Genomic DNA, 25,462 nt, shown 5'->3' on the forward strand with positions numbered 1-25,462 from the left:
GGGGACGAAGTCCCGTCGCGCCGGGACCTTGGACAGCAGAGCGGCGACGGCACCTCCGGCGAGCATGGATTCCATGGAAGGCCAACGTCCGGAGGGAAAGCGATGACCTACGTACGCGACTTGTCGACGGTCAGCCTCGCCGACGCCGAATCGGCGGGTGGCAAGGGCGCGAATCTCGGTGAGCTGATCACCGCCGGATTCTCCGTCCCTCCAGGGTTCGTCGTGCTTCGCGAGGCGTACCTCGCTTCGCTCGACGAAGCGGGTGTGCGCGGTGAGATCGCGGAGCTGCACGAGAAGGCGCTCGCGTCCGCGGACGCGCCGGAGCAGCTGTCAGGCCTGTGCGACCAGTTGCGCGTTTTGGTCCACCAGGCGGGGATGACGGCCGGTGTCCTGACCGACGTGATCGATGCCTATCACGGGATCGGGCAGTCGACGCCCATCGCGGTCCGGTCCTCGGCGACGGGCGAGGACGGCGCGGAAGCCTCGTTCGCCGGAATGAACGCCAGTTTCACCAACGTGTGGGGCGACAACGCCGTTCGTGAGCGGATCGTCGACTGCTGGGCGTCGTTGTTCTCGCCCAGGGTGATCGGATACCGGGCCGGCCGTGGCTTCACCGGCGAACCCGCGATTGCCGTGGTGGTGCAGAGAATGATCACCGCCGATCGCTCCGGGGTCATCTTCACCGCGGACCCGCGTTCCGGCGATCGGGACCGTCTGGTGATCGAAGCGGTCTTCGGTCAAGGCGAAGCGATCGTTTCCGGGGCGGTAGAACCGGATACCTATCTGGTGGCCAAGGAAGGTCTGCGGCTGGTTTCGGCTCGGGTCGGCAGCAAGTCCCACAAGATCATCGCCGAGGTGGGCGGGGGAGACGTCAAAGTCGAGCTTCCCGCGCATACGGCGGGCCGCCGTGTCCTCGACGACGCGACCGTCCTCGAGCTGGCGCGGCTCGCGACCAGGATCGAAGACCACTACGAAACGCCCCAGGACATCGAATTCGCCATGACGGGCAAGGAAATCTGGGTCGTCCAGTCCCGGCCGGTGACGACTCTTCCGTCCAGGCGCGAGCCGGCGCCGGACGTTCTCGTCACGGGGCTGGCCGCGTCGCCGGGCATCGGCGGTGGAGCGGTACGGGTGCTGCGTGATCCGGCCGAAGGCGGACAGCTGCGGGACGGCGAGGTGCTGGTCGCCCCGATGACCAACCCCGACTGGGTACCCGCCATCCGGCGAGCCTCGGCGCTGGTGACCGACGGAGGAGGGATGACCTGTCACGCCGCGGTCGTCGCGCGGGAGCTACGGGTTCCCTGCGTGGTCGGCACCGGCGACGCGACACGGGTCCTCGCGGGACGAGGACCCGTCACGGTCGACGGCACCACCGGCGAGGTGCGGTCCGGCTACGTCCGGCCGCCGGCGCGTACCGAACCCGTAGTGGCGCCCGTCGTGCCGGAGACGATCGGAACCAGGCTGTACGTCAACCTCGCCATGCCCGAGCACGCCGAAGAGGTCGCCGCGCGGCAGGTCGACGGGGTCGGACTGCTTCGGGCGGAGTTCCTGCTGACCGAGGCGCTCGGCGGGCGTCATCCCCGTGACCTCATCGCCAAGGGCGAACAGGAGTCCTTTGTGGACTCGATGGCCGAGTCCCTGCTGCGGATCACGCGCCCCTTCGGCACGCGCCCGGTCGTCTACCGGACGACCGATCTGCGCAGCAACGAGTTCCGTGGTCTCGCCGGGGGCGAGGCCTACGAAGCCGTCGAGAGCAATCCGATGATCGGCTACCGCGGCTGCTTCCGCTACGTACGGGAAAAGGACCTGTTCGACCTCGAACTCCGCACACTCGCCCGTGTCCGCGAACAGACGCCGAACCTGCATCTCATGATCCCGTTCGTCCGCACGAAATGGGAACTGGAGGCCTGTCTCGAGCTGATCGACGCGAGCCCGCTCGGACGGCAACGAGGCCTGCATCGCTGGATCATGGCGGAGGTCCCGTCCGTGGTGCACTGGCTTCCCGAGTACGCCGGGATGGGCATCGACGGTGTGTCCATCGGCAGCAACGACCTCACCCAGCTGGTTCTCGGGGTGGACCGGGACTCGGCGGTCTGCGCGGAACTGTTCGACGAAGCCGACCCCGCCGTGCTCGACACCATCGGACGTATCGTCGGCACCGCGCGAGACGCCGGAATCACGTCCTCGCTGTGCGGGCAGGCACCTTCGGCGAAGCCCGGCTTCGCGGAGCATCTCGTGCGGTTCGGGATCACGTCGATCTCCGTCAACCCCGACGCGGTCGACGCGTCCCGGAGCGCGATCGCGGCCGCGGAACGCCGGGTCCTGCTGGACGCCGCCCGATGAACGCGATCGAGATCCGCGGCCTGCGGAAGAGCTTCGGCCGCACCAAGGCGCTGGACGGACTGGACCTGACCGTGCGGACCGGCGAAGTCCACGGATTCCTTGGTCCTAACGGTGCGGGCAAGACGACCACCCTGCGCCTTCTCTTGGGACTGCTGCGTGCCGACGGCGGGGAGATGCGAGTGCTGGGCGCGGATCCCTGGCGTGACGCCGTGTCGCTCCATCGGCGCCTCGCCTACGTGCCCGGCGAGGTGGCCCTCTGGCCGACCCTCACCGGCGGTGAGGTGATCGACCTGCTCGGCAGGCTCCGCGGCGGAATCGACCCACGTCTTCGCGATCGCTATCTGGACCTGTTCGACCTCGATCCGACCCGCAAGGGGCGCACCTACTCCAAGGGGAATCGCCAGAAGGTGGCCGTCGTGGCGGCGTTGGCCTCAGACGCCGAACTACTCCTTCTCGACGAACCGACGGCCGGTCTCGATCCACTGATGGAGGACGCTTTCCGCGACTGCATCCGGGAGGAACGCGACCGCGGCCGGACCGTGCTGTTGTCCAGCCACATCCTCGCCGAGGCCGAGGCGTTGTCCGACCGGGTCAGCATCATCCGGGGCGGGCGCGTGGTCGACACTGGGAGCCTCGGCGAGCTCCGGCACCTGACGCGCACGTCGCTCACCGTGCGGCTGGCCGGGCCGCCGGACGGGCTCGCGGCCTTGCCGGGCGTCCACGACTTCGGCCACGACCGGGACACCTTCCGGATGACCGTCGACAACTCCGAGCTCAATGTGGTCCTAGCCGCGCTCAGCCGCCTCGGAGTCCTGGAACTGACGAGTCAGGCTCCGACCCTCGAGGAACTCTTCCTGCGCCACTATCGCGCGCCGGTCCTGGAGTCCCGATGAGCACAATGACCGGTACCGGCGTCTTGTTCCGCCTCGCCCTGCGCCGCGAGCGGCTGCGAGTTCCTTTGTGGACACTCGCCTGCGCGGCGACCACCGCCGGAGCGGCCGCCGCCACCGCGGACCTCTATCCGTCGCAACGGGAACTGACCGTCTTGGCCGAGGCGGTCAACGCGGTACCGGCGCTGGTCGCCTTCTACGGCCGCATCTACGACCCCACGTCGCTCGGTGCCGCCTCGGTGCTCAAGCTGACCGGTTTCGGTGCCGCACTGGTCGCGTTGCTGCTCATCACCACGGTGGTCCGCCACACCAGGGCGGAGGAGGAGTCCGGCAGGCTCGATCTGCTCGGCTCCGGCGTGCTCGGCAGGCACGCGGCGCTCGCCGCGGCGCTCGCGGTCGCCGCCGTCACCGGACTGGCCGTCGGGATCCTGACCGCCGGTGGACTGGCCGTCGCGGGGCTGCCCTTGGCGGGCTCGGTGGCGTTGGGCGCCGGCTGGATGACGACGGGGTGGGCCTTCGGAGCGATCGCGGCGGTCACCGCGCAGTTATGCAGGTCCGCGCGGCTGGCGACCGGTATCGCCGGTTCGATCCTCGGGCTCGCCTATCTTCTGCGTGCCATCGGGGACTCCGGCCCGGAATGGCTGTCCTGGCTGTCCCCGATCGGCTGGGCGCAGCAGATCCGGCCGTTCGCCGGGGAACGCTGGTGGGTCATGGCACTTCCCCTCGCGTTCGCCGCCGTGCTGGTGCTGATCGCGGTCAGGCTGAGCGATCGCCGTGATCTCGGGGCGGGCCTGCTGGCCGACCGCGTCGGCCCCGCCCACGCCGGTCGTGGCCTGCGGAGCATCGGTGGTCTGCTCTGGCGGCTCAACCGGGCAGGTCTGCTCGCCTGGACGGCGGTCTACCTGGTGTTGGGCCTCGTCATCGGCAATCTGGCCAACGGTATCGGCAGGTTCGTCGACAATCCCAGGGCCGAGCAACTCATTCTCGCGTTGGGTGGGGAGAAGGCCCTTTCGGACGCGTTCTTCGCTCTGGAACTGGGTATCGCCGGAGTCGTCGTCTCGGTGTACGCGATGTCCGCGCTCACCCACTTGCACACCGAGGAAGAGGCGCTCCGGGTCGAGCCGCTCCTTACCGCGTCGGTCTCGCGAACCCGGTTGCTGACCGGCTACCTGGTTGTCGCGATCGCCGGAAGCGTGGTCCCGATGGCCGCGGCGGGCCTGGGCGCGGGACTCGCCAGCGGCCTGCAGACCGGGTACCCCGGCGCCGAGATCGGCAGGCTGACAGCGGCCGCGCTGGTGCAGCTGCCCGCGGTGTGGGTGCTGGCCGGGCTGGCCTGCGCCTTGTTCGGACTGTTCCCGCGCAAGCTCGGCCTGATCTGGGTGGTGCTCGTGGCGATCGTCGTCGTCGGCGAGTTCGGCGTGCTCTTCGGCGTCCCTCAAGTGGTCCTGAACCTCTCGCCGTTCACCCACCTGCCGAACCTGCCGGGTTCGACGGAGGGCATGGCGTCCATTCCCTGGCTCGTCCTGGTCGCCTGCGCGTTGCTCGCGGCCGGTGTGACGGGCTTCAGACGCCGGGACATCGCGGCTTGACACTTTCGGAAAGGAGAGCGAGATGAGCAAACGTCGTCGAGTGCGCGAGGTGATGCGCGGCCAGGTGCTCACCGTGCGGCCGGAGACCCCGTTCAAGGCGATCACCGTCCTGCTCGCGTCGTGGGAAGTGAGCGGTGCGCCCGTGGTGGACGACGAAGGCAGGGTGGTCGGCGTCGTCTCCCAGCGTGATCTGCTGGAACGGGAGATCCAGCACCGGCTGCTGCGGTTCCGGCCCCGATTACGGCGCAAGGTGGAGGGAAGCCGGGCCGACGAGTTGATGACCCGGCCCGCGATCACCGTGGCACAGGACGCCGGGGTGGACGAAGCGATCCGGCTGATGGAGAACCATCGGGTGCATCGTCTGCCGGTCCTCGACGACGACGCGAAACTGGTGGGCATCGTCGGGAGATCAGACCTTCTGCGCGGCTTTCTGCGATCCGACCCGGAAGTGCGCGAGGAGGTCCGCACCGAGGTCGTCGAACGGGCGATGTCGATCGATCCGGACACGCTGTCGATCTCCGTGCACAACGGTGTCGTCACGGTGCGCGGTCAGGTCGAACGTACGGGCATGATCCCGGTGATCGTGGCGTTGATCCGGCGGCTCGACGGCGTGGTGGACGTCCGCGAACACCTCACCGCGGAGATGGACGACAGCCACTTGCCGATCGAGGAACCGGTTGGTACAGGTGTCATCGAGGCGTTGAAGCGTCGTTCGTGACCGAACGCGGCCCGCTTCCGTCCGTTAGTGGCGTTTCCGGTCTATGGAGGGGCGAGGCAAACGTGACGTGGTGCATGGACGTCGGATCGCGCCGCTGCGGTCCGACGTCCCCAATGCGGCATTGGTGACACTGAGCGTCTCCAATGCCACATTGGGGACCTGCCCGGCTCTGGATTCCCGCTCACGCCCCCGTCAGCGTTTCAGCCGCGGAAGAGGGCGACTTTGAGTGCGTCGCTTTCTTGGGGCCGGGCGAAGACGTCGTAGGCCTCGTCCATCTCGTCGAGCCCGAACCGGTGGGTGATGAACCGGGTCGTGTCGAGCCTGCCCGCGGCGAGCATCCGCAGCAGCATCGAGGTGCTCGACGTGTCGACCAGGCCCGTGGTGATGGTGATGTCGCGGATCCAGAGATCCTCCAAGTGCACCGTGGCGGGCGCGCCGTGGACACCGACGTTCGCGACATGTCCGCCGGGCCGGACCAGTTTCGTGCACAGTTCGAAGGTTTCCGGAACGCCGACCGCTTCGATCGCGACGTCCGTGCCGAGTCCGCCGGTGAGCTCGGCGATGACCGCTGCCGGGTTCTCACCGGGCTGGAGGAGCACGTCCGCGCCGAAGGTCTTCGCGGCGGCGAGCCTGCTGGGTTCCTTGTCGATCACCACGATGGAACTCGGCCCGAACAGCTGCGCGGTGGTGATCGCGGCGAGCCCGATCGGTCCCGCCCCGACGATCGCGACGCAGTCACCGGGCTGGACCCGTCCGTTGCGGGCGCCGACCTCGTAGGAGGTCGGCATGATGTCGGCCAGCATCAGCGCGGCCTCGTCCGCGACACCGTTCGGCAGCACGTAGGTCGAGGTCTCGGCGAACGGAACGCGCACGAACTCCGCCTGCACGCCGTCGATCCGGTGACCCAGGATCCAGCCGCCACCGCCGAGGCACTGCCCGTAGACGGCTTTCCGGCAGTATTCGCAGCGTCCGCACGCGGTGATACAGGAGATCAGCACCCGATCGCCCGGCTTCAAGGTCGTCACCGCCTTGCCGACCTCCATGATCGTGCCGACGGCTTCGTGGCCCAGGATCGTGCCAGGTGCCACGGCAGGCACGTCACCTTTGAGGATGTGCAGATCGGTGCCGCAGATGGTGACCGCGTCGACGCGGACGATCGCATCGGTCGCCGCGGCGAGCTCCGGCTGAGGCCGGTCGGTCCAAGCCCGCCGCCCCGGTCCGTCGTAAACGAGTGCCTTCATGCCTTCTCCTTGTTCGTGGAAGGGTTTGCCGGTTCGAGCGTGTCGCCATGCGGCCGCGCGACACAGAGCCCAAAGCCCCTGCGGGCCGCGACGTACGGCCGCATCACCACCGCGACGGGGTGCCTAGCGTCGACGGAGTCGGTCTCCGAAACCGGTCGGCTGAAGGAGTGCTCCATGACGACATTCGGTTCCCGGCCGGTCGTCGCGGCGGTGAACGGTTCGGCTCACTCCATGGCGGCCGCGTTGTGGGCGGCAAAAGAAGCGTTGCTGTGCAAGACGGAGCTGCTGCTTCTGATGGCCTACGGTGTCGATGGCGGTCCCTTCGGGAATCGGTCGTTTCCGCCTGACACCTGGTTGAAAGCGAAGGAGGCCATCACCGGCGAAGTGCTGCACGAGTTCCGCGAGGCCTGCGAATCGGCGGTTCCCGAGGTAAAAGTGACCACCGTGGCAGTCGATACGGGCCCGGTCGCCGCGTTGACCGAAATCTCGGCCACGGCGCGGCTTCTGGCGATCGGCGCTCCCACCGGAGAGATCGCCGGCCTGTTCGCCGGAGTGTCCGCGGCCCGCCTGTCGTCGGGCGCCGTCTGCCCGGTCGTGGTCGTCCGGGGACCGGGTGACGACGGGCCGGTCGTGGTCGGGGTGGACGGCAGTCCGTTGAGTGAGGAAGCACTCGCCTGGGCCTTCGCGGAAGCTTCCAACCGGGAGGCTCCCTTGGTCGCCTTGCATGCGTGGCACGACGGCGATGTCGCGGGACTCTTCACCGGTGAAGGTGCTCTGCCTTTCCCCGGAGAATCGGTACGTGAGACCGAAAACCGCGTTCTGGGGCAGCGGCTCGCGGGTTGGCGCAAGAAATACCCGCAGGTACCTGTCGACCAAGTCGTCGTCAGGGACAAGCCGCGGCACCGCCTGCTCGAGCTGAGCGAGAAAGCTCGACTGGTGGTCGTGGGCACTCGTGGCCGAGGCGGTTTCGCCGCTCTGGCGGTCGGGTCGACGAGCCATGCCCTGATCCATCACGCGAAGTGTCCGGTCATGGTCGTCCGAGAGACGGGAAGGCCGCCCCGATGACTCAGGACGCGGCCCACGCGCCGGTCGGCTCGCGCTCACTCGTTCCGTAACGGGAGGACGACGTCGGTGACGTAGTCGGCGGGGTCCGGCGTGCTGTCCGGGCCGCGGAGGTACAGCTCCCGTGGTGCGCCAGCGGGTTGACGGCCGTTTTCGCGAACCCATTCGTACACGGCTTCATACGCCGCACCGATCTCGTCGTAAGGCCCGTGATGCGAGGTGCGGGCGGCAGGCCCGCCGGCAAGGGTGACGACGTCGATATCGTGCTGCGGCGGGAGGCCGCCGGCGATGGGCAGATAGAGGTCGAGATCGAGTTCTTCGCCAGGCTGGAAATCGCCCGGATAGGCCGCTTGAGGAGGGCCGTTCGGAGCGGCGCCTGCTTCGGAGACGAAGGTGTACAACGCGTCGAGTCCCATCCCCACGCACTCGCCGATGTCAGCCGTCGTGGTGTGGCGTCGCAGATGTGCGGTGTCGATGGAGTCGAGTTCGGTGAGTTCCACTGCATAGGTCATGACACGAGCATCAGCTGCCGGGCCACCGTGGCAGAGACCCCAAGGTCCCGTCCCACGGCGTCCTAGGTCCCTGGTGGCGTGCCGGTCGATCGGCGTACCGATTAGAGCACCGACTTTTGGAAAGGACGATCGATGCGGACGAAGGAAACCATGACGACGCCCGAGGTGCGGGTGGCGGTACGCGGCGATATCGAATCGGATTCCGCGGACCGCGCGGCCGCCAAGGTATCGCGTCTGGTGAGGCTCGCCCACCGGCCGGTACTGGCCGCGTCGGTGCGACTCACCAAGTACGGGGACCCCGCACGAGAGCAGTCGGTGACCGCGCAGGCGGTCCTGGACGTGAACGGCAGGCCGGTACGCGCGCAGGCGGCGGCGCCGTCGGTGGACGAGGCGATCGATCGGATGGACGCGAAACTCCGGCGGCAACTGGAGAAGAGTGCCCTGCACTGGGAAGCCCGGCGAGGAGGGCGTCCTGTTCCGGATCCCGGCGAATGGCGCCACGAGTCGGTTCCCGCTGTGCGGGAGCCCTGGTTCCCGAGGCCGGAGAAGGAACGAGAGATCGTGCGGCACAAGTCCTACTCGATGGCCCGGTCGACGGTCGACGAGGCGTTCGTCGACATGCACCTCCTCGACTATGACTTCCATCTGTTCACCGAGGCCGGTACCGGGCAGGACAGTGTGCTCTACCACGCCGGGCCGACCATGCACCGGCTCGCTCAGACCGTCCCGCCGGGCTCGCACGGCCTGAGTCCCTTCAAACTCCCCCTCACGATCAGCGAGCGTCCCGCACCGGTGCTGTCCACAAAGGAGGCTGTGGAGCGGCTCGGCCTGACGGGCTTGCCGTTCCTTTTCTACCTCGACGGCGAACGGGGCCGGGGCAGCGTCCTGTACCACCGCTACGACGGTCACTACGGCCTGATCACCCCGGCGGTCTAGATGAATCGCCCCCTGACCGAGGCACCGCGCGTCGGCCATGCCGAGGTGCTGGCGGTGGCCGGGCTGACCAAGCGCTTCGGTGACCGGGTCGCTGTCGACGATGTCGCGTTCTCGATCGGAGCGGGCGAGACCTATGGCTTGTTGGGACCCAATGGCGCGGGGAAGACGACGATCATCCGGCTGGTGTGCGGCCTGCTGCGCGCGGACGCCGGCAGCATCGCGATCGCGGGAGCCGTCGACGGTGGGGCCGTGGTATCCCGGGAACGGATCGGCTATGTCCCTCAGGATGTCGCGCTGTATCCGGATCTCACCGCACGGGAGAATCTGCGGTTCTTCGCCCGGTTGTACCGGCTACGCGGGAAAACGCTGGATCGGCGGGTCGACGAAGTGCTGGAGTTGATCGGCCTCACCGACCGCGCCGGCGACCGGGTCGAGTCCTTCTCCGGCGGGATGCGCCGCCGGCTCAACATCGGAGCCGGCTTGATGCACCGGCCGACGCTGCTGATCCTCGACGAGCCGACGGTCGGGGTCGATCCGCAGAGCAGACACGCGATCATGGAGAACGTGCGGTCGCTCGGCACGAGCGGGATGGCCGTCCTGTACACCACGCACTACATGGAAGAGGCCGAACGCCTGTGCGACCGGGTCGGCATCATCGACCGCGGCCGCCTGATCGCCGAAGGCACCCGCCGCGAGCTGATCGACCGGCTCGGCGAGCATGACCGCATCACGCTTTCCACCGACGGGGATCCGGCCCGGCTGGTGAACCGGATCGGCTCTGTCGCGGGCATCGAGAAAGTCGATTCCGCGGGCGACGAAGTCCACCTGATCGTGCGCGAGGGCCGTCGCATGCTGCCCGCGGTTCTCGACGCGGCCGAGAGGTCCGAAGTCGGAGTGCGCTCGGTCGAAGTGACCGAGCCCGACCTCGAGGCGGTCTTCCTCCACCTCACCGGCACCGCACTTCGAGACTGAGGGAGCCAAGATGCATGCGGCGTTCGTCGTGGCGGCCAAGGACCTGCGCCAGCGGCTGCGGGACCGATCGGCGTGGGTACTCGGGTTCGTCGCGCCGGTGGCCGTGGCCTTGCTGATGAGCTTCGCCTTCCAGGGAGGGGAGCACTTCCACACCAAGGTGGCCGTTGTCGATGAGGACGGCGGGGCGTTGGCGATGGCGTTCACGGCGTTTCTCGCCGGACCACAGCTGGACTCCGTACTCGACGTGGTCCCCGTGACGAGTGAAGCCGAAGCCCGCGCCTTAGTCGACGAGGGCGAGCTCGGTGCGGTCTTCTTGGTGCCTGAGGGCTTCACCGCCGCCGCACACGATGGGACAGCTGAGCCGATGACCGTGCTTTCCGGAGTCGATTCGCCGCTCGCCGGAACGGTCGCCCGATCCATCGGCGAGTCCTTCGTGGCTCAGCTGAACGCGGACCGCCTCTCGATGGCGACGGCGCTGGCCGCCGGAGCCGGACCCGTGGATCCATCGGAGACCGCCGGGTTGCGGCTCCCCGAACAGGTCGTGCCCAAGGCGGCCGGAACCGAGCAGCTCACCGCGGCCGGGTACTACGGTCCCGCGATGGGGATCTTCTTCATGTTCTTCGCGATCGGTTTCGGTGCGCGCGGATACTTCGAGGAGCGTGAGAACGGCACCCTCGACCGGATCGCCGTCGCCCCGGTGGACGCCGGTGCGTTGCTCCTCGGGAAGGCGCTGGCCACCTTCGTCTACGGCGTCGCGAGCCTGTCGTCGGTCGCGCTGGTCACCGGTCTGGTCCTCGGCCAGGGATGGGGCCCGCCACTCGCCGTGGGCATGGTGATCGTCGCGCTGGCACTGACGCTGGTCTGCCTGACCGCCTTCGTGATCGCCGTGGCAGGCAACGACCGGCAGGCCGATGGCATCGCCTCACTCGTGATCTTCGGGCTGGTCCTGCTCGGCGGCAACTTCATCCTTCTCGGCGGTGCGCCGGAGATCATGCGGAAGCTCGCCTTGCTGACGCCGAACGGGTGGGCGTTGCGGGCCTTCACGGATCTCGCCGGGGGAGCGGGCTGGATCAGCGTCGTGCAGCCGGTCTTGGCGATCTTGTTGTTCTGCGTGGTGATCTCGGCCATCACGGTGCCGATCTACCGGAGGAGATTCAGATGAACGTGGTGACCATCGCGTTGGTGTCACTCCGGAGACTGGCGCGAGACCGGATCGCGTTGTTCTTCCTCGTGCTGCTGCCGGTCGTCGTGATCCTGGTGATCGGCGCGGTGATGCGCGGTCAGAACGGGTTCAGGGTCGCTGTCGTGGCGGCGGAAGGGCGTTTCGCCGGCGAGCTGACCCAGAGTCTCGCCGCCGCGGGAACGCTGGTCACCAGTCCGTTCACCGATGAGTCGGCGGCGAAGGACGCCTTGCGGCGCAACGAAGTCGACGCGGTACTGCTCATCCCCGCCGGGATGGACCGGACCTTGACGGCCGGGGCGCCGGTCGAGCTCCCGTTACTCACCACCGCCGCTTCGGGCGCCGGGCAGGGGGCCTGGTCAGCGGTCGCGTCGGTGGTCGCGGACCACGCGGCGACCGTCCAGGCCGCGGCCTTCGCCGCGACCCGGACCTCTGCTTCCTTCGACGAGCTGGTGCCGCTGGCGCGCTCGCTCGACCGCACGGTGCCCCAGGTCGCCGTGCGAGCCGAAACGGTGGGAAGCACGGGTGACGTACTGCCTCCGGGATTCAGCTACAGCGCGCCGACCATGCTCGTGTTCTTCGTCTTCATCAACGCGCTCGCCGGTGGAGCGGCCTTGATCCAGACCAGACGGCTGGGTATCCACGCCCGGATCCTCGCCGGACCGGTCCGTCCGCGTGAGGTCATACTCGGCGAAACGCTCTGCTACCTCGCGCTGACCTTGCTGCAATCCGGTCTGATCATCGGGGTGGGTGGCCTGCTCTTCGGAGTGAACTGGGGTGACCCGCTCGCGGCCGTGACCTTGACCTTCATGTGGGGTCTCGTCGGTGCCGGTGCGGGGATGCTGAGCGGCGCGCTGTTCCGCACCCCTGAGCAGGCATCGGCCATCGGTCCCGCGGTCGGCATCGGGGCGGGCATGCTCGGCGGCTGCACCTGGCCGTTGGAAATCGTTCCGCCCGCCGTACGCGCGGCGGGACACGTCACGCCGCATGCTTGGGCGGTCGACGCCTGGACCACGATCCTGTCGCGGGGTGGCGGACTCGACGACATCTTGCGGCCCTTGGCGGTGCTAGGTACCTTCGCGGCCCTCTTCCTCGGCGCGGCGACTCTGCGGCTGCGGCGGTCCTTGACCGCTTGAGCCCGGCGGCGAAGGTTCCGGGCGTCCGTGTGGTGTAGAGCCGGTCCCTCCGGGTAACCGGTCCACGTCATGCCGTCACCTCCGCCGGGGAGGGAGTCGAGGATGCCCGCCGAACCGAAACCCGCCAAGGGACGACCGGCGCCCGCTTCAGCCGTGCTGACCGGGCTACGGCTCGACGAGCTCCTCCGCGAGGTGCAGGAGCGGCTCGGGGAGATCGTGAAAGGCCGCGATCGGCTTCAGGGGCTACTCGACGCCGTGCTGGCGGTGGCGGCCGGGCTCGAACTCGATTCGACCTTGCAACGGATCGTTCAGGCCGCGGTCGAACTCGTGGACGCGCAGTACGGAGCTCTCGGCGTGCTCGATGACGAAGAAGGTCTGTCCGAGTTCGTCCATGTCGGAATCGACGCCGAGACCAGGGCGAACATGGGACACCTTCCGGAAGGGCGTGGCCTGCTGGGCCTGCTGATCGACGAGCCACGTCCGGTTCGGGTCCCGGATCTGTCCGCGCATCCGGCATCGGTCGGCTTTCCCCCGAACCACCCGCCGATGAGCAGCTTCCTCGGCGTCCCCGTCCGCGTGCGGGACAAGGTGTTCGGCAATCTGTATCTCACCGAAAAGCGGGGTGGCGCCGAGTTCACCGCCGATGACGAGGTCGTCTTGCAGGCTTTGGCGGCCGCCGCCGGAGTGGCTGTGGACAACGCGCGGCTGTTCGAACAGTCCCGGACGAGGGAACGGTGGCTGGCCGCGGTCGCCGAGGTGAACGGGGAACTGCTCGGCGGGGCTTCGGTGACCGAGCTCTTGAACCTGATCACAGACCGCGTCCGCGAACTCGCCGAGGCCGAAGGCGTGCTGATTCTGCTGACGGATACCGGGATGGCAGACGCGGGATCACTGTCCGTGACCGCGAGCTCGGGGGAGCGGATCGATCCACTGCTGGGGAATTCGCTCTCCGGTGGCCGAGCGGTGCTCGACGAGGTCGTCACCGAACGCAAGGCGAGATTCATCGCCGATCTGGGAGCGGCCTTCCCGACGGACGAGGAGCCCGCGCTGTCCGGGCCCGCGGTGGCCGTGCCGTTGATCAGAGCAGAGGTCGTCGTCGGCGGGATACTGATCGCCGGGCGGGAGAAGGGAGCACGGCAGTTCAAGGCGGAGCAGGTGCCGATGCTGATGTCTTTCGCCGACCAGGCGGCGGTCGCCCTCGAGTTCGCGGAGAAGCAGCGGAACCAGAGGTTGCTGGACGTGCTGGCCGATCGGGACCGGATCGCCCAGGATCTGCATGATCACGTGATCCAGCGGCTGTTCGCCACGGGGATGAGCCTGCAGAGTGTCGTGCCGCGTGTGGCGGACGACTTCGCGCGCAACCGCGTCGCGCACACCGTCGAGCAGCTGGACCGGACCGTTCGCGAGATCAGGACGTCGATTTTCGATCTGCACTCCTCGGGCGCGGAAGCCGAGATGAGCCTGCGACGGAAGTTGTTGGACGTGGTCGAGGAAGTGACGACTGAGGCCACTGTGACGCCGTCGGTGCGGATCACCGGCGCGGTCGACACGCTGGTGGGTCCGGAGTTGCACGAGCATGCCGTGGCGGTGTTACGGGAATCGTTGAGCAACGCGGTCCGGCATTCCGGCGCAGACCGGATCACGGTCGGCTTGGAGGCAGGTCACGAGCTCACCGTCGAAGTGACGGACAACGGCGCCGGCATTCCCGCGATGGGGCGGCGCAGCGGGCTGGACAACCTGTCCGAGCGTGCCCTGCGGTGCGGTGGGACGATGGAAGTCACTCCGGTCGCCGGTGGTGGCAGCCGGGTCCTGTGGCGCGCGCCCCTGTCCTGACGAGATCTACCGATCGCCGAACAGCGACGGACCGGAGTTCTTTTTGAGTTCGGTGGCCAGGACCGCGGCCTGCGTGCGGCGCTGGAGGCCGAGTTTGGCGAGGATGCGCGAGACGTAGTTCTTCACGGTCTTCTCAGCGAGGAACATGCGTTCCCCGATCTCGCGGTTGGTCAGGCCTTCGCCGATCAGTTCGAAGACCGCGCGTTCCTGTTCGGACATGCCGGTGGTCGGGTCGTCCCGATCCCGTTCGCGGCGGATGCGGTTCATCAGCGCGGCGGTGGTGCGGCTGTCGAGCAGTGAGCCGCCGGAGGCGATGGTGCGGATGGCGGAGATGAGGTCGTTGCCGAGTACCTGCTTGAGGACGAAGCCGGATGCTCCGGCCATGATCGCGGTGAACAGTGCTTCGTCATCGGCGTAGGACGTGAGCATCAGGCAGCGCAGGTCCGGCTGGGTGGACAGCAGCTCCCGGCACAGTTCGATGCCGTTACCGTCGGGGAGCCGGACGTCGAGTACCGCGATGTCCGCGTCGCTCTTCGGGATTCGAGTGAGGGCTTCGGAAACCGAGGCCGCTTCACCGGCCACCGTGATATCCGGTTCGTTGCCGAGGAGATCGGCGAGCCCTCGCCGGACGATCTCGTGGTCGTCGACCAGAAACACCTTGGTCGTCATGCCGCTTCCTCCCGCTGCGTGGTACCGGCCGCGAATTCGACCGTACTCGTCCGTTCCGTCCGGCGCAGCCGTGGCCTGTCGCGGGGTATTTGGTCCTGGTGAGCGGAGTCCTCCGGATCTGCTGCCGGTGCGGCGTGGTGGCGCATCGTGGAAGTACGTGAAGGGGTAGGGGAGGACTGACATGGTCGGACGAAGGCCGGCGGAGCGCTGGTCGCCCGCGGAGCTGGAGGTAGTGGCGGGCGCGGTGCTGCGCGCGCCGTCGGTGCACAACATCCAGCCGTGGCGGCTGGACTTCGAGGAAGGCCTGCTCGTCCTGGTCGAGCGCCGGGATCTGGAGCTTCCCGAGCACGATCCGTATGGCCGTGACCGCCTCGTGTCGTGTGGTGCCGCGCTGGCCAATCTGGAACTGGCCATCCGGGTGCTCGGCCATCGGACGTGCACCGCGGTGTTCCCTGATCCGGGCCGGCCCGAAGTGGTGGCCGCCGTCGAACCGGACGGGCCGTTGCCCCCTTCGGTCGCGGAGGTGAACCGCTACTCGGCGATCAAGCGGCGGCACAGTCATCGCCGTCGTTTTTCGGGGCGGTCGCTGACCAGGCATCAGGTCGTGGAGCTGCGCGACGGTGCGGCGGCCGAGGGTGTCCAGGCCAGGCCGGTCCTGGACGAGATCGAGCTGACCATGGTCGCGGACCGGCTCGAGTTCGCCGCCGAGGCCTACCGGCACGACCGCGGCTATCAGCGGGAGCTGGCTTTGTGGACGGTCCGTGACGAGGGCCGGCGCAGCGGTGTCGGCCTGGCCGCGAGTGTGCGGTCGGCGGGTTCGTTGCCGTGGGCGGGGCTGGTGCGTGAGTCGACGGCGCTGCCTGATCGTGAGGTTCTCCAGCGCAGGCTGGCCGAGGAGACGTTGCTGGCGTTCGTCACACCAGGTGACACCCGGCACGATCATCTTCGGGCCGGGCGGGCGTTGCAGCTGACCTGGCTCGACGCGGTCCACCAGGGACTCGTCGGGTCGGTTCTGACACAGCCTCTGCATTTGCCCGAGGTGCGTGCCGCCCTGACCGAGGATCTGGAGCTGCCCGGTTCCCTCCAGGTGCTCATGCGATTCGGCTATCCCTCGAGTGCCGTCCCGCATTCCCCGCGACGCTCGATCGACGAACTGCTCGGCACCGGNGGCTATCCCTCGAGTGCCGTCCCGCATTCCCCGCGACGCTCGATCGACGAACTGCTCGGCACCGGATTCCGGGGTGGCGAAGCCGGTGGTGGCCGGTGATCACCGGCCCGAGAAGGCCTTCGCTACGTCGCCTGTGTAGCTGCGTTGTAGCGAGGTGACCGGGCCGGCCAGGCTGGTCCATCGAGCGCGCGGCCCGGCTCGGGACGATCGCTTCGACGCGCTCCATGGTCAAGGCGAACGCCATGACCAGCAGCGGGGTCAGCAGCGCCATCCACATGATCGGTGAGGTACCCGATACGGCTCGGGCTCAACCCGTCGTCGGCCGGGAAGCTAATTGTTCGAGCCCGGCCCCGTCTGGTCACCGTGGGGCAGCGGCACCGTCCAGTTCAGGATAGTGCCCTGGCCGGAAGCGCTGTCGATGACGAGGGTGCCGCCGTGTTTCTCCGCGCGGGCGCGGAGGTTGGCCAGGCCGCTACGGCGGGTGGTCTCGCCGAGGCCGTGTCCGTCGTCCTCGACGCGGGCGGTGAGCGTGGCGGGCGTCGCGGAGACCTGCACGGTGGCGGTGGTCGCATGGGCGTGGCGTGCGATGTTCGAGAGGGCTTCGCGGACGACCGCGGAAAGATCTACCGCGAGCCGGGCCGGCACGAGAGTGTCGAGCGGGCCGTCAAGCCGCAGAACGGGGGTGAAGCCGAGCGAGTCGGTGGAGGTGCGGACGATCTCGGAGAGCGCCCGGCGCATGCTGTGCTCGGCGTCCCCGCCCGCTCCCATCGGGGCGTGCAGATCGAAGATGGTGCCGCGGATCTCGCTGACGACCCGATCGAGTTTGCGCACGACCGTCAGCAGACGATCTCGCTGGCCGGAGTCGACGGCCGAGGCGAGGTTGCTCAGGGACAGGCCGGTGGCGAAGACCTCTTGGATGACGTGATCGTGAAGGTCGCGGGCGATGCGATCGCGCTCCTCGAGAAGTTGCAGCTCCTCGGAGTACGCACGGTGCTGTGCGAGTTGCTGGGCCAGCGCGGCCTGGGACGCGAAGGCCGCGAGCATCTCGAGGTCGCGTTCGTGGAAGCCGCGACGGCCAGGAGCATTGGCCACGACCAGCACGCCGGTCGGTGGCCGGTCAGGGGCCATCAGCGGGGCGACCATGCCGGGCCCGGCCTTGCCCGCCCATGTCTCGTCGGACAAGGGACCGCGCTCGTCTTCGCCCAAGTTCTCACTGAGGAGCGGTTGTGAGCCGGTCATTGCCAGCTCGCACAAGGAGTTCTCGGTGTCCAACCGCCGGCCGACCAAACACTCCACATCGTCCTCGCCGGCGGCCGCCTGCACCGTGAGCACGTTGGTTTCGTCCGCCGGGAGTATGACGGCGGCGAGATCGGCGCGGGCGACCTCGTGGGCTTTGGCGGCGATCAGGCGCAACACGTCTCCGGTTTCGGTACCCGCGAGCAGGGCGGCGGTGATCTCGGCGCTCGAGCGTTGCCACGCGGCACGGCGCCGGGCTTCCTCGTAGAGGTGCGCGTTGTCGATGGCCACGGCGGCGAACCCGGCGAGCGAGAGCAGAAGCTGCTCGTCGTCGGCACTGAATTCGTCCTCGTCCTGCTTGTCGGCCAGGTAGAGGTTTCCGAACGCTTGGCCGCGGATGAGCAGAGGTACTCCGAGAAAGGACCGCATCGGCGGGTGGCCGGGCGGGAAGCCCGCCGATGCGGGATGAGTGGACAGGTCGGTGAGGCGGATCGGGCGGGGTTCGGTGATGAGCAGGCCGAGGATCCCCTGGCCGTGGGGCGGTTGCCCGATCCTGGCGGCGCGCTGATCGTCGAGGCCGCTGTACACGAACTCGTCCACCGTTCCGTCCGGCCCGAGTACGCCCAGCGCCGCGTAGCGGGCGTTGACCAGATCCTTCGCCGCGTCGACGACATGACGCAGCACGCGCGACAGGTCGACGTGGGAGGCCACGACATGACTGGCCCGCAACAGGGACCGTAGGCGCTCCTGGGTGTCACGGACGGTGCGGGCGTGCTCCAGCAGAACGTCGATCGCCTGGTCGAGTTTCAACCGGCCGGTGTCGGGGAACTGAAGCGGGTCGGCAGGGATGGCCGTGGGATCCGCTCGGATGTCGTGTTCAGGCACACTGTCCTCCACCGCAGCAAGTGCGTGACCCATTGAACCACGGCTACCCGCTTCGGAGCTGCGACTAACAGCACGGTCATCGCCGATGGACCTCGCAGACCGGGACGTCCGGCCCTGACCGGTGGGCGAACCGGTGGTCATGCTCGAAAGTGCTTGTTCTTCAACGTCTTCAGGGAGTCATCGTGGCGGATCGACAACAGCTCGAGGTCCTGGATCGCGAGCAGTGCCTTGCCCTTCTGCGGACAGTGCGGGTGGGGCGTCTGGTCTTCGTCGAAGACGCCTTGCCGGCGGTGCAGCCGGTCAATTTCCGGTTGAAGCGGGACCACGTCGTGATCCGGGTCGCCGGCGGGGCGAAACTCGCCGCCGCGACCGGCAACACCGTGGTGGCCTTCCAAGCCGACGAACTCGATCCCGAGCTGCGGACCGGATGGAGTGTGACCGTCGTCGGCCACGCGAACCTGATCACGGACGTCACCGAGCTAGTGGACGTGTCCGGAACATGGCTGGCGCCTTGGGTCGACGGCCGCCGCGACCATTTCGTCCGGATCGAGGTGGAGAAGGTGACCGGACGACGTCTGCACGCGCCGGTGACCACCACCGCTTGACCGGACGCTCAGCGGAGCGCGACGGTGAGCAGGACGGCGCTGTCGAGGAACGCCGTCAGGCTGTGCCGCTCGGGTGGGAGGGCGGTCAGCTGACCGCCGCCGAGGAGCCGGTCGTGGTCGTGAGTGCTCAGGCGAACGCTTCCGGTGATGACGTGCAGTGTGGCGGCCGGGGGCGAGTCGTGCTCCGCCAGTTCGGCGCTCTCGGCCAGCGCGATGAGGGTGACCCGTTGGGAGTTGCCTGCCACCAGGGTCCTGGCGGCACGCCGTGAGTGGTGTTCGCGGGCTTGCTGGAGCAGTTCGGCTGCCAGGACGCCGACGTCCGCGACTTCGGGACGGCCGCTCATCGCTGTTCCTGTTCGCTCGGTGTCATGGTGTTTCTCCTTCTCCTGTGCGGCGGCCCGTCCCGGGATGAAACGTGGATCGCCGCTGACCGTGGGTCAGGGTGATTCGTGTTCGAACGATCCGGTCGTCCGCCGGGGGCGGATGGCCGAACCCGCGACGCCGGACAGCGTGATCGTGATGGCGAGCCCGATGGCCAGGTTGATGATCGCCGTCGCGAGCCGCGCGTCCAGTGCGGCACCCAGGCTGAGCGGGATCACGACGGAGATCGCGGTGAAAAGCACCATGATCCAGCCGAAGAACCTCCGGGGCTTCGGTGCCGTGAGCAGAAGAAGATGCAGCAGAGCGGTCGCCGCGAGTGCGATGGCCGCCGACGCGAGGGAGTAGGTGAGGGTGCTTGCCCCACCCCACGCACCTTCGCGGCTGGGTGCCAGCACGGCGACTTTGACCAGGCCGCGCGCGATCAGGATCCCGACGATCGCGGTCAGGCCGGCGGTCACCGCCGTCGCGGCCCCGCCCGCCCACAGCCGTGCTCCGTCGACGGTAGGTCGATCCTCTTCCTCGAAGTCGTTGTCCATGGTGAAACCTTGCTCGTCGGCTCCGCCGTGCAGAAGGGGCAGAGGAACCCCGTTGGCGGGACCAACGGCCTGCGTGCCTGGATGCTTCCGTGCGCCGCCGCGCGTGCGTTCCGGCTGCTCACCGGCTCAGCCCTCCCGTAGGAACCTCTTGGGGAAGAGCGCGGACGTGGCGCAGGGGAGCGCGACGGTCCTTCGGAGATAAGTCGAATATGGCGTGACCGAGCCTCTGCGGTGAAGGACTCCGTCACTGGGTCAAAGCAGAGAGACGGCCTTCGCGGCGTGGCTCTGGACTGGCCGACAAAGCCCATATGCCCGGTTTGGTGAGGGGTCGTGAGTGGCAAAGAGGGTGAGAACCCCCTGCCACGTAGCTTAAGTTGATCTTGGGCGGGGTTGACAGGTGGAGTGAAGGCTCCCTTCGCTGCGTCTGATGCGACGAAGGGGGCCTTCGGCCCAGGTCGTGGGTCGGGTTGGTCGTGAGTGGCGTTTCGGGTTCTAACNCAATCAGACATTGAGTCAGCGAAAAGTGTCCTTGGTGGACACTCAGGGGCGCAGTCGGCTCCTGTTGACCAGGGCAACCGAGCGCGTGACTTGCGGCAACCCTTACCGCTTAAGATCAAGACCCCCATCCAAGATCAACTTAAGCTACGTGGCAGAGGGTCAGAACCCTCTTTGTCACTCGCGACCCCCTCGCCAAACCGGGCATATGGCCTTGAGGTAGACATTTCGTCGCTGGAAAGCGTCCCTTGTGGACACTCAGAGCGCAGCTGACTGTCGCCTCCCTGCCTTGACCCAGCGGAGGGGTCCTTCACCGCGGAGGCTCGGTCACGCCACATTCGACTTACTCTCGATGGCAAGGTGTCAGTCGAGGCTTGAGTGGCCCCGCCGCTCACGCCTTGCCGTCGGGTGTGATGACGGTGCCTTCGATTCCCCGCAGCATCGCGGCAGGCGAGTCGAGGGCGCCGATGGCGGCGGTGTTGCCGGTGAGTTCGACGAAGCGACAGGCGGCGTCGACCTTCGGGCCCATCGAACCGGCCGGGAAATCGCGGGACCGCAGCCGTGCCGGAGTGGTGTGGTGGATCGGAGTGGCGTGCGGGGTGCCGTAGTCGTCGATGACCGCGGGCACGTCGGTCAGCAGCAGTAGCGCGTCGGCGTCCAGGGCTTCGGCGAGCAGGGCGGCGGTCTGGTCCTTGTCGACGACGGCTTCGACACCCCGCAACCGCCCGGTGTGTTCGTCCCGTACCACGGGAACACCGCCCCCGCCGGCACAGACCACGATCGTTCCGGCCTCGGCGAGCGCGCGGATCACCGGGGTCTCCACCACGCGTTGCGGTCTTGGCGAAGGAACGACCCTGCGCCAGGACGGGCCGTCCTGGCGGACGGTCCAGTCACGTTCGGCGGCCAGCGAGGCGGCCTGCTCCTCGGTGTAGACCGGGCCGACGAACTTGGTGGGATCGCCGAACGCGGGATCGGCGACCGAGACGAGCGTCTGCGTCACCAGCGTGGCGACCTGCTTACCGGGTACGACGTTCCGCAGCGCCTGGCCGAGCAGGTAGCCGATCATGCCCTGGGTCTGCGCGCCGAGGACGTCGAGTGGGTATGGCCGGGTCAGGGCGGGGTCCGCCGCGCTTTCCAGGGCCAGCATCCCCACCTGGGGGCCGTTGCCGTGGGTGAGCACGACTTCGTGCTCGGTGGCGAGTTCCGCGAGGGCCTCGGCGGCGGCGCGCACGTTGACCTGCTGGAGGTCGGCGTCCGGCCGTTCACCGCGGCGCAGCAGGGCATTGCCGCCCAGCGCGACGAGAATCCGCATGGTCAGCTCCCCAGCGTGGCGACCAGGATCGCCTTGATGGTGTGCATCCGGTTCTCCGCCTGTTCGAACACCAGCGACGCCGGGGATTCGAAGACCTCGTCGGTGACCTCGACACCGTCCAGCCCGAATTCCTTGAACGCTTCGGCTCCCACCTCGGTCTCGCGGTCGTGCAGTGCGGGCAGGCAGTGCAGGAACCGGACGCCGGGGTTGCCGGTGGCGCTGAGCGTCTTGGCCGTGACCTGATACGGCGCCAGCAGCTCGACCCGGTCGTGCCAGGTGCCGGCGGGTTCGCCCATGGACACCCAGACATCTGTGTAGACGAAGTCCGCGCCCGTCACGGCCTCCTCGACGTCGTCGGTGACGGTGATCCGTGCCCCGCTGGCCGCGCCTTCGGCCAGGCAGGCCGCCAAGTGCTCCTCATCGGGCCAGAGCGCGCGGGGTCCGGCCAGCCGGACGTCCATGCCGAGTTTTGCGCCCATCGCGAGCAGGGAACGGGCGACGTTGTTCCGGGTATCGCCGAGGTAGCAGAAAGCGATCTCCGGCAGGGGCTTCGTGCTGTGCTCGCGCATGGTGAACACGTCGCACAGTGATTGCGTGGGGTGGCTCGTCGCGGTGAGTCCATTGTAGACGGGTACGCCGGAGTGCCGGGCCAGTTCTTCGACGGTGGCCTGCTCGTGGCCGCGGTACTCGATCCCGTCGTACATGCGGCCGAGCACGCGAGCTGTGTCACGGGCGGATTCCTTGTGTCCCAAGTGGGCGTCCTGGGGGCCGAGGTAGGTCGTGGTCGCTCCTTCCTCGGCGGCGGCGACCTCGAACGCGCATCGGGTCCGGGTGGAGGCCTTCTCGAAGATGAGCGCCAAATGCTTGCCCACCAGCCGGTTCTGCGCGATTCCGGCGTAGGCCGCGGACTTGAGCTGGGCGGCGAGGTCGAGCAGGAAGACGAGTTCTTCCTTGGTGAAGTCGAGTTCGGTGAGGTAGCTGCGGTTGCGCAGGTTGAAGGCCATTTCGGATCCGTTCAGCTCGGGTCGCGGTCGATCGGGCAGGTCATGCAGCGCGGGCCGCCACGGCCGCGTCCCAGTTCGCTTCCGGCGATGGTGACGACTTCGATGCCGTGTTTGCGCAGCATGGTGTTGGTGGCGACGTTGCGTTCGTAGCCGAGGACGACCCCCGGTGCGACGGCGAGGTAGTTCGTACCGTCGTCCCATTGCTCCCGCTCGGCGGCCCGGATGTCCTCGTCGGTGCTGAGCAGGGTGACTTCGGGGACTTTCAGGACTTCGGCGAGGGTGTGCCAGAGGCTGTCGTTGGCGTTCACGCTCAGCGTGGAGGGCTCTTCGCCCGCGGTGATGGTCCAGCTGCGGGCGCCGCGGTCGAAGTAGGGGTAGACCACGAAGGTGGCACGGTCGACCATACTCATCACCGTGTCCAGATGCATCGTGGCGTGCGAGTGCGGAAGCTCCACGGCGACGACGGTGTGTGCCTGTCCGGATGAGAACAGCGCCTTGGCGAGGATCTCCACGGCCATGGGCGTGGTGCGCTCTCCCATGCCGATGAGGACGGCGCCCTCGCCGAGGACGTGCACGTCACCGCCTTCGATCGTGGCCGGCTGGTGGCTGACGTCGTCGTCACCGTAGTAGGTGTGGAAGCCGGCCCCGGCGAACATCGGATGGTGGCGGTAGATGGCCCGGGTGTGCAGGGATTCGCGTTGCCGGGCCGGTTTCGCCATCGGGTTGATCGAGACACCGCGGTACACCCAGCAGGAATCGTCACGCTGGAACAGGTGATTGGGCAACGGCGGGAGGACGAAGTCGTCGGCGGCGAGGGTGTCCCATCGGAGACTCCGCGCTCGCAGCGGGGAAAGGTCGGCTTTGAGGACTCCGCCCACCAGATACTCGGCCAGGTTCTCGCCGTCGAGGTCGTCGAACAGGGCCCGCAGCGGCGCGACCAGCGCCGGGCCGAGGATTTCGGGGGTGCACACCCGATCCAGCACGAACGTCCGGCCCTCGGGCAGCGCGAGCGTTTCCGCCAGCAACTGACCGTAGTAGTGCACGCGGACGCCCTTGTCCCGCAGGGCTTCCGCGAACGCGTCGTGCTCCTGCTTCGCCTGCTTGGCCCAGAGGACGTCGTCGAAGAGCAGTTCGCCGATGTTGCGTGGGGTCAATCGGGTGAGCTCGAGTCCGGGACGGTGCACGATGGCCTGCCGCAACCGGCCGACCTCCGAATGAACGGCGAAAGTCATGACTGCTCCTGCGTTTCGGACGGCGACGGGGAAGCGTTCTTGTCGCTTGCGCCGTTGTTCCCGTTCGGGGAGAGGAAATATGGGCTGTCCGCGGGGTAGCGGATAGGGGTGACGGGGGTTTCGCCGTACTCCTTGCGCTGGGATTTCATCCAGACGTAGACGGGAATACCGAGGAAGAAGGCGAACACTCCGTAGTACACCGCTTGGTAACCGCTGCCTGCCAGCGCCCAGAAGCTGAAGAGCAGCGCGAAGGCGGTCACGACCAGATCGCGGATCAAATGCGGCCAGTTCAGCGCGCGACCCTGGACGATGAGCCAGTAGAGATGCGCGGCGGCGGAGTACAGGTAAGGGATCACCGCGGTGAACACACCCAGCAGCACCACGTTGGTGAACACGGACTGGAAGTTCCAGTAGCCGAAAGCCGTGAGCACCGACGCCAGCACGGTGGCGGCCACGATGCCGAAGACCGGGATCTCCTTCTTGCTCAGCTTGGCGAACTGGGTCGGGAACAGCCGGTCACGGGCGGCGGCCATCGGCATCTCGGCACAGATCAACGTCCAGCCGTTCAGGCAGCCGAGCCCGGAGACGATCGCCACCACGGCCATGGCCTGCCCGGCCCAGCTCGCCCCGAAGATGGCGGTGGCCGAATCGGAGAACGGTGAAGTGGAGTCGACCAGCGCCTGCTGTCCGACCGTGCCGAACACCGTGACGGTCCCCAGGACGTAGACGACGGCGCAGACGAGGGTGCCGAGCACGGTCGCCCGGGACACGTTGCGCCGCGGGTCGCGGACGCGTCCGGCGGCCACCGAGGCGGTCTCCAGGCCGAGGTAGCTGAACAGGGCGATCGCGGCCGCCGCGGAGACGGCGCCCACCCACGACAGTCCGCTGGGATTGAACGAACCGAGGTTTTCGGCCTTGATGAAGAACAAACCGATGGTCGCCATGAACACCAGCGGCACGAATTTGAGGATCGTGGTGACGATCTGGAACCACGCGAGGTTCCGGACACCGGAGATGTTGATCGCGGCGGGCAGCCACAGACCGACCAGCGCGATGGCGATCGACCACCACGGGTTGTGATCGGTGTTGACGAACACTTCCACGTACCCGACCCAGGCGACCGCGATACCGGCGTTGCCCACCCAGGCGGTCAGCCAATAGGCCCAGGCGGTGACGAAGCCGCCGAAGTCACCGAAGGCGTCCCGTGCGTACAAGTACGGCCCGCCCGAGCCCGGCACGCGTTTGTTGAGCCAACCGAACACCGATCCCAGAGCCAAGGCGCCGATCGTGACCAAGGCGAAGGCCAGGAGACTCGACAAGCCGTACGGGGCCAAGGACGAGGGAAGGGCGAACACGCCCGTTCCGATGATCGAACCGACCACCAGCGCCGTCGCGGCCGGCAAGCCGAACCGGTTCGAGAACTCCTTGCCGCCCGCCGGGGCCTCGGCGCCTGGCTCGGCTCCGTCGAGGTCTCCAGGTCGTTCCTGCTGTGCCATCAGTCTTTCCGATCTTCCGTCCGTAGGCCCA

Annotated in this window: 22 protein-coding genes; 12 read left to right on the top strand and 10 right to left on the bottom strand. The window is 68.0% G+C overall.

The window, feature by feature from the left end; genetic code table 11:
• Positions 1-102: 102 nt before the first annotated feature.
• From ppsA to LCL61_RS21610, 4 genes are read left to right on the top strand one after another with little or no spacing between them, the layout of a single operon-like run.
• Positions 103-2,343: a phosphoenolpyruvate synthase gene (gene ppsA / locus LCL61_RS21595; RefSeq protein ID WP_340681368.1), complete on the top strand. Its 2,241-nt coding sequence runs from the start codon at positions 103-105 to the stop codon at positions 2,341-2,343.
• Positions 2,340-3,236 (top strand): ABC transporter ATP-binding protein, encoded by an 897-nt coding sequence (locus LCL61_RS21600; RefSeq protein WP_340681369.1) that lies wholly within the window; start codon positions 2,340-2,342, stop codon positions 3,234-3,236. Before ppsA ends, LCL61_RS21600 begins: the two co-directional genes overlap by 4 nt.
• Positions 3,233-4,822: an ABC transporter permease gene (locus tag LCL61_RS21605; RefSeq protein WP_340681370.1), complete on the top strand. Its 1,590-nt coding sequence runs from the start codon at positions 3,233-3,235 to the stop codon at positions 4,820-4,822. The genes LCL61_RS21600 and LCL61_RS21605 overlap by 4 nt, the downstream gene beginning before the upstream one ends.
• 22 nt (positions 4,823-4,844) lie before the next feature.
• Positions 4,845-5,540, top strand: a complete 696-nt coding sequence (locus LCL61_RS21610) for a CBS domain-containing protein (protein ID WP_340681371.1) — start codon at positions 4,845-4,847, stop codon at positions 5,538-5,540.
• 200 nt (positions 5,541-5,740) lie between these two features.
• Here the strand turns inward: LCL61_RS21610 and LCL61_RS21615 are convergent, their stop codons facing one another.
• Positions 5,741-6,781 carry a zinc-dependent alcohol dehydrogenase family protein gene (locus LCL61_RS21615; RefSeq protein ID WP_340681372.1) on the bottom strand — a complete coding sequence of 347 codons (1,041 nt, stop codon included), beginning with the start codon at positions 6,779-6,781 and terminating at the stop codon, positions 5,741-5,743.
• 231 nt (positions 6,782-7,012) lie between these two features.
• Here LCL61_RS21615 and LCL61_RS21620 point away from each other — a divergent pair, with 231 nt between their 5' ends.
• On the top strand, positions 7,013-7,846 hold the full coding sequence (locus LCL61_RS21620; RefSeq protein WP_340681373.1) for a universal stress protein: 834 nt from the start codon (positions 7,013-7,015) through the stop codon (positions 7,844-7,846).
• A 35-nt stretch (positions 7,847-7,881) separates the two neighbouring features.
• On the opposite strand, the gene LCL61_RS21625 is transcribed toward LCL61_RS21620, so the two are convergent.
• Positions 7,882-8,355, bottom strand: coding sequence for a GyrI-like domain-containing protein (locus LCL61_RS21625; RefSeq protein ID WP_340681374.1), 474 nt, complete (start codon positions 8,353-8,355; stop codon positions 7,882-7,884).
• A gap of 132 nt (positions 8,356-8,487) precedes the next feature.
• Between LCL61_RS21625 and LCL61_RS21630 the strand changes: the two genes are divergently transcribed.
• The 5 genes from LCL61_RS21630 (at position 8,488) to LCL61_RS21650 (ending at position 14,412) form a co-directional block, all read left to right on the top strand.
• On the top strand, positions 8,488-9,291 hold the full coding sequence (locus LCL61_RS21630) for an HPF/RaiA family ribosome-associated protein (RefSeq protein ID WP_340681375.1): 804 nt from the start codon (positions 8,488-8,490) through the stop codon (positions 9,289-9,291).
• Positions 9,292-10,263 (top strand): ABC transporter ATP-binding protein, encoded by a 972-nt coding sequence (locus LCL61_RS21635; protein WP_340681376.1) that lies wholly within the window; start codon positions 9,292-9,294, stop codon positions 10,261-10,263. It begins immediately after the preceding gene.
• A 10-nt stretch (positions 10,264-10,273) separates the two neighbouring features.
• Entirely contained in the window at positions 10,274-11,425 is a 1,152-nt protein-coding gene (locus LCL61_RS21640) for an ABC transporter permease (protein ID WP_340681377.1), read from the top strand.
• On the top strand, positions 11,422-12,579 hold the full coding sequence (locus LCL61_RS21645; protein ID WP_340681378.1) for an ABC transporter permease: 1,158 nt from the start codon (positions 11,422-11,424) through the stop codon (positions 12,577-12,579). The genes LCL61_RS21640 and LCL61_RS21645 overlap by 4 nt, the downstream gene beginning before the upstream one ends.
• 102 nt (positions 12,580-12,681) lie before the next feature.
• Complete coding sequence (locus tag LCL61_RS21650; protein ID WP_340681379.1) at positions 12,682-14,412, top strand: GAF domain-containing protein; 1,731 nt, start codon at positions 12,682-12,684, stop codon at positions 14,410-14,412.
• A 6-nt stretch (positions 14,413-14,418) separates the two neighbouring features.
• Here LCL61_RS21650 and LCL61_RS21655 read toward each other — a convergent pair whose 3' ends face one another.
• Positions 14,419-15,081, bottom strand: coding sequence for a response regulator transcription factor (locus LCL61_RS21655; RefSeq protein ID WP_340681380.1), 663 nt, complete (start codon positions 15,079-15,081; stop codon positions 14,419-14,421).
• A gap of 181 nt (positions 15,082-15,262) precedes the next feature.
• Between LCL61_RS21655 and LCL61_RS21660 the strand changes: the two genes are divergently transcribed.
• The gene (locus LCL61_RS21660) at positions 15,263-16,348 is read left to right on the top strand and encodes an Acg family FMN-binding oxidoreductase (RefSeq protein ID WP_340681381.1); all 1,086 of its coding nucleotides are present in this window, start codon (positions 15,263-15,265) and stop codon (positions 16,346-16,348) included.
• A 231-nt stretch (positions 16,349-16,579) separates the two neighbouring features.
• Here the strand turns inward: LCL61_RS21660 and LCL61_RS21665 are convergent, their stop codons facing one another.
• Positions 16,580-18,370: a GAF domain-containing protein gene (locus tag LCL61_RS21665; RefSeq protein WP_340681382.1), complete on the bottom strand. Its 1,791-nt coding sequence runs from the start codon at positions 18,368-18,370 to the stop codon at positions 16,580-16,582.
• Positions 18,371-18,552: 182 nt separating this feature from the next.
• Here LCL61_RS21665 and LCL61_RS21670 point away from each other — a divergent pair, with 182 nt between their 5' ends.
• Positions 18,553-18,975, top strand: coding sequence for a pyridoxamine 5'-phosphate oxidase family protein (locus tag LCL61_RS21670; protein ID WP_340681383.1), 423 nt, complete (start codon positions 18,553-18,555; stop codon positions 18,973-18,975).
• A gap of 8 nt (positions 18,976-18,983) precedes the next feature.
• Here the strand turns inward: LCL61_RS21670 and LCL61_RS21675 are convergent, their stop codons facing one another.
• From LCL61_RS21675 to LCL61_RS21700, 6 genes are all read right to left on the bottom strand, one after another.
• Entirely contained in the window at positions 18,984-19,319 is a 336-nt protein-coding gene (locus LCL61_RS21675; RefSeq protein ID WP_340681384.1) for a hypothetical protein, read from the bottom strand.
• A gap of 93 nt (positions 19,320-19,412) precedes the next feature.
• Positions 19,413-19,892, bottom strand: a complete 480-nt coding sequence (locus LCL61_RS21680; RefSeq protein WP_340681385.1) for a DUF6069 family protein — start codon at positions 19,890-19,892, stop codon at positions 19,413-19,415.
• Between the two features lie 886 nt (positions 19,893-20,778).
• Positions 20,779-21,699 (bottom strand): carbamate kinase, encoded by a 921-nt coding sequence (locus LCL61_RS21685; RefSeq protein WP_340681386.1) that lies wholly within the window; start codon positions 21,697-21,699, stop codon positions 20,779-20,781.
• Between the two features lie 2 nt (positions 21,700-21,701).
• Positions 21,702-22,703 (bottom strand): ornithine carbamoyltransferase, encoded by a 1,002-nt coding sequence (gene argF, locus LCL61_RS21690; RefSeq protein ID WP_340681387.1) that lies wholly within the window; start codon positions 22,701-22,703, stop codon positions 21,702-21,704.
• A gap of 11 nt (positions 22,704-22,714) precedes the next feature.
• The gene (locus LCL61_RS21695) at positions 22,715-23,935 is read right to left on the bottom strand and encodes an arginine deiminase (protein WP_340681388.1); all 1,221 of its coding nucleotides are present in this window, start codon (positions 23,933-23,935) and stop codon (positions 22,715-22,717) included.
• Complete coding sequence (locus tag LCL61_RS21700) at positions 23,932-25,431, bottom strand: APC family permease (protein WP_340681389.1); 1,500 nt, start codon at positions 25,429-25,431, stop codon at positions 23,932-23,934. The genes LCL61_RS21695 and LCL61_RS21700 overlap by 4 nt, the downstream gene beginning before the upstream one ends.
• Between the last annotated feature and the right edge of the window lie 31 nt (positions 25,432-25,462).

Origin of the sequence: Amycolatopsis coloradensis (assembly GCF_037997115.1) — a bacterium.
GTDB lineage: Bacteria > Actinomycetota > Actinomycetes > Mycobacteriales > Pseudonocardiaceae > Amycolatopsis > Amycolatopsis coloradensis_A.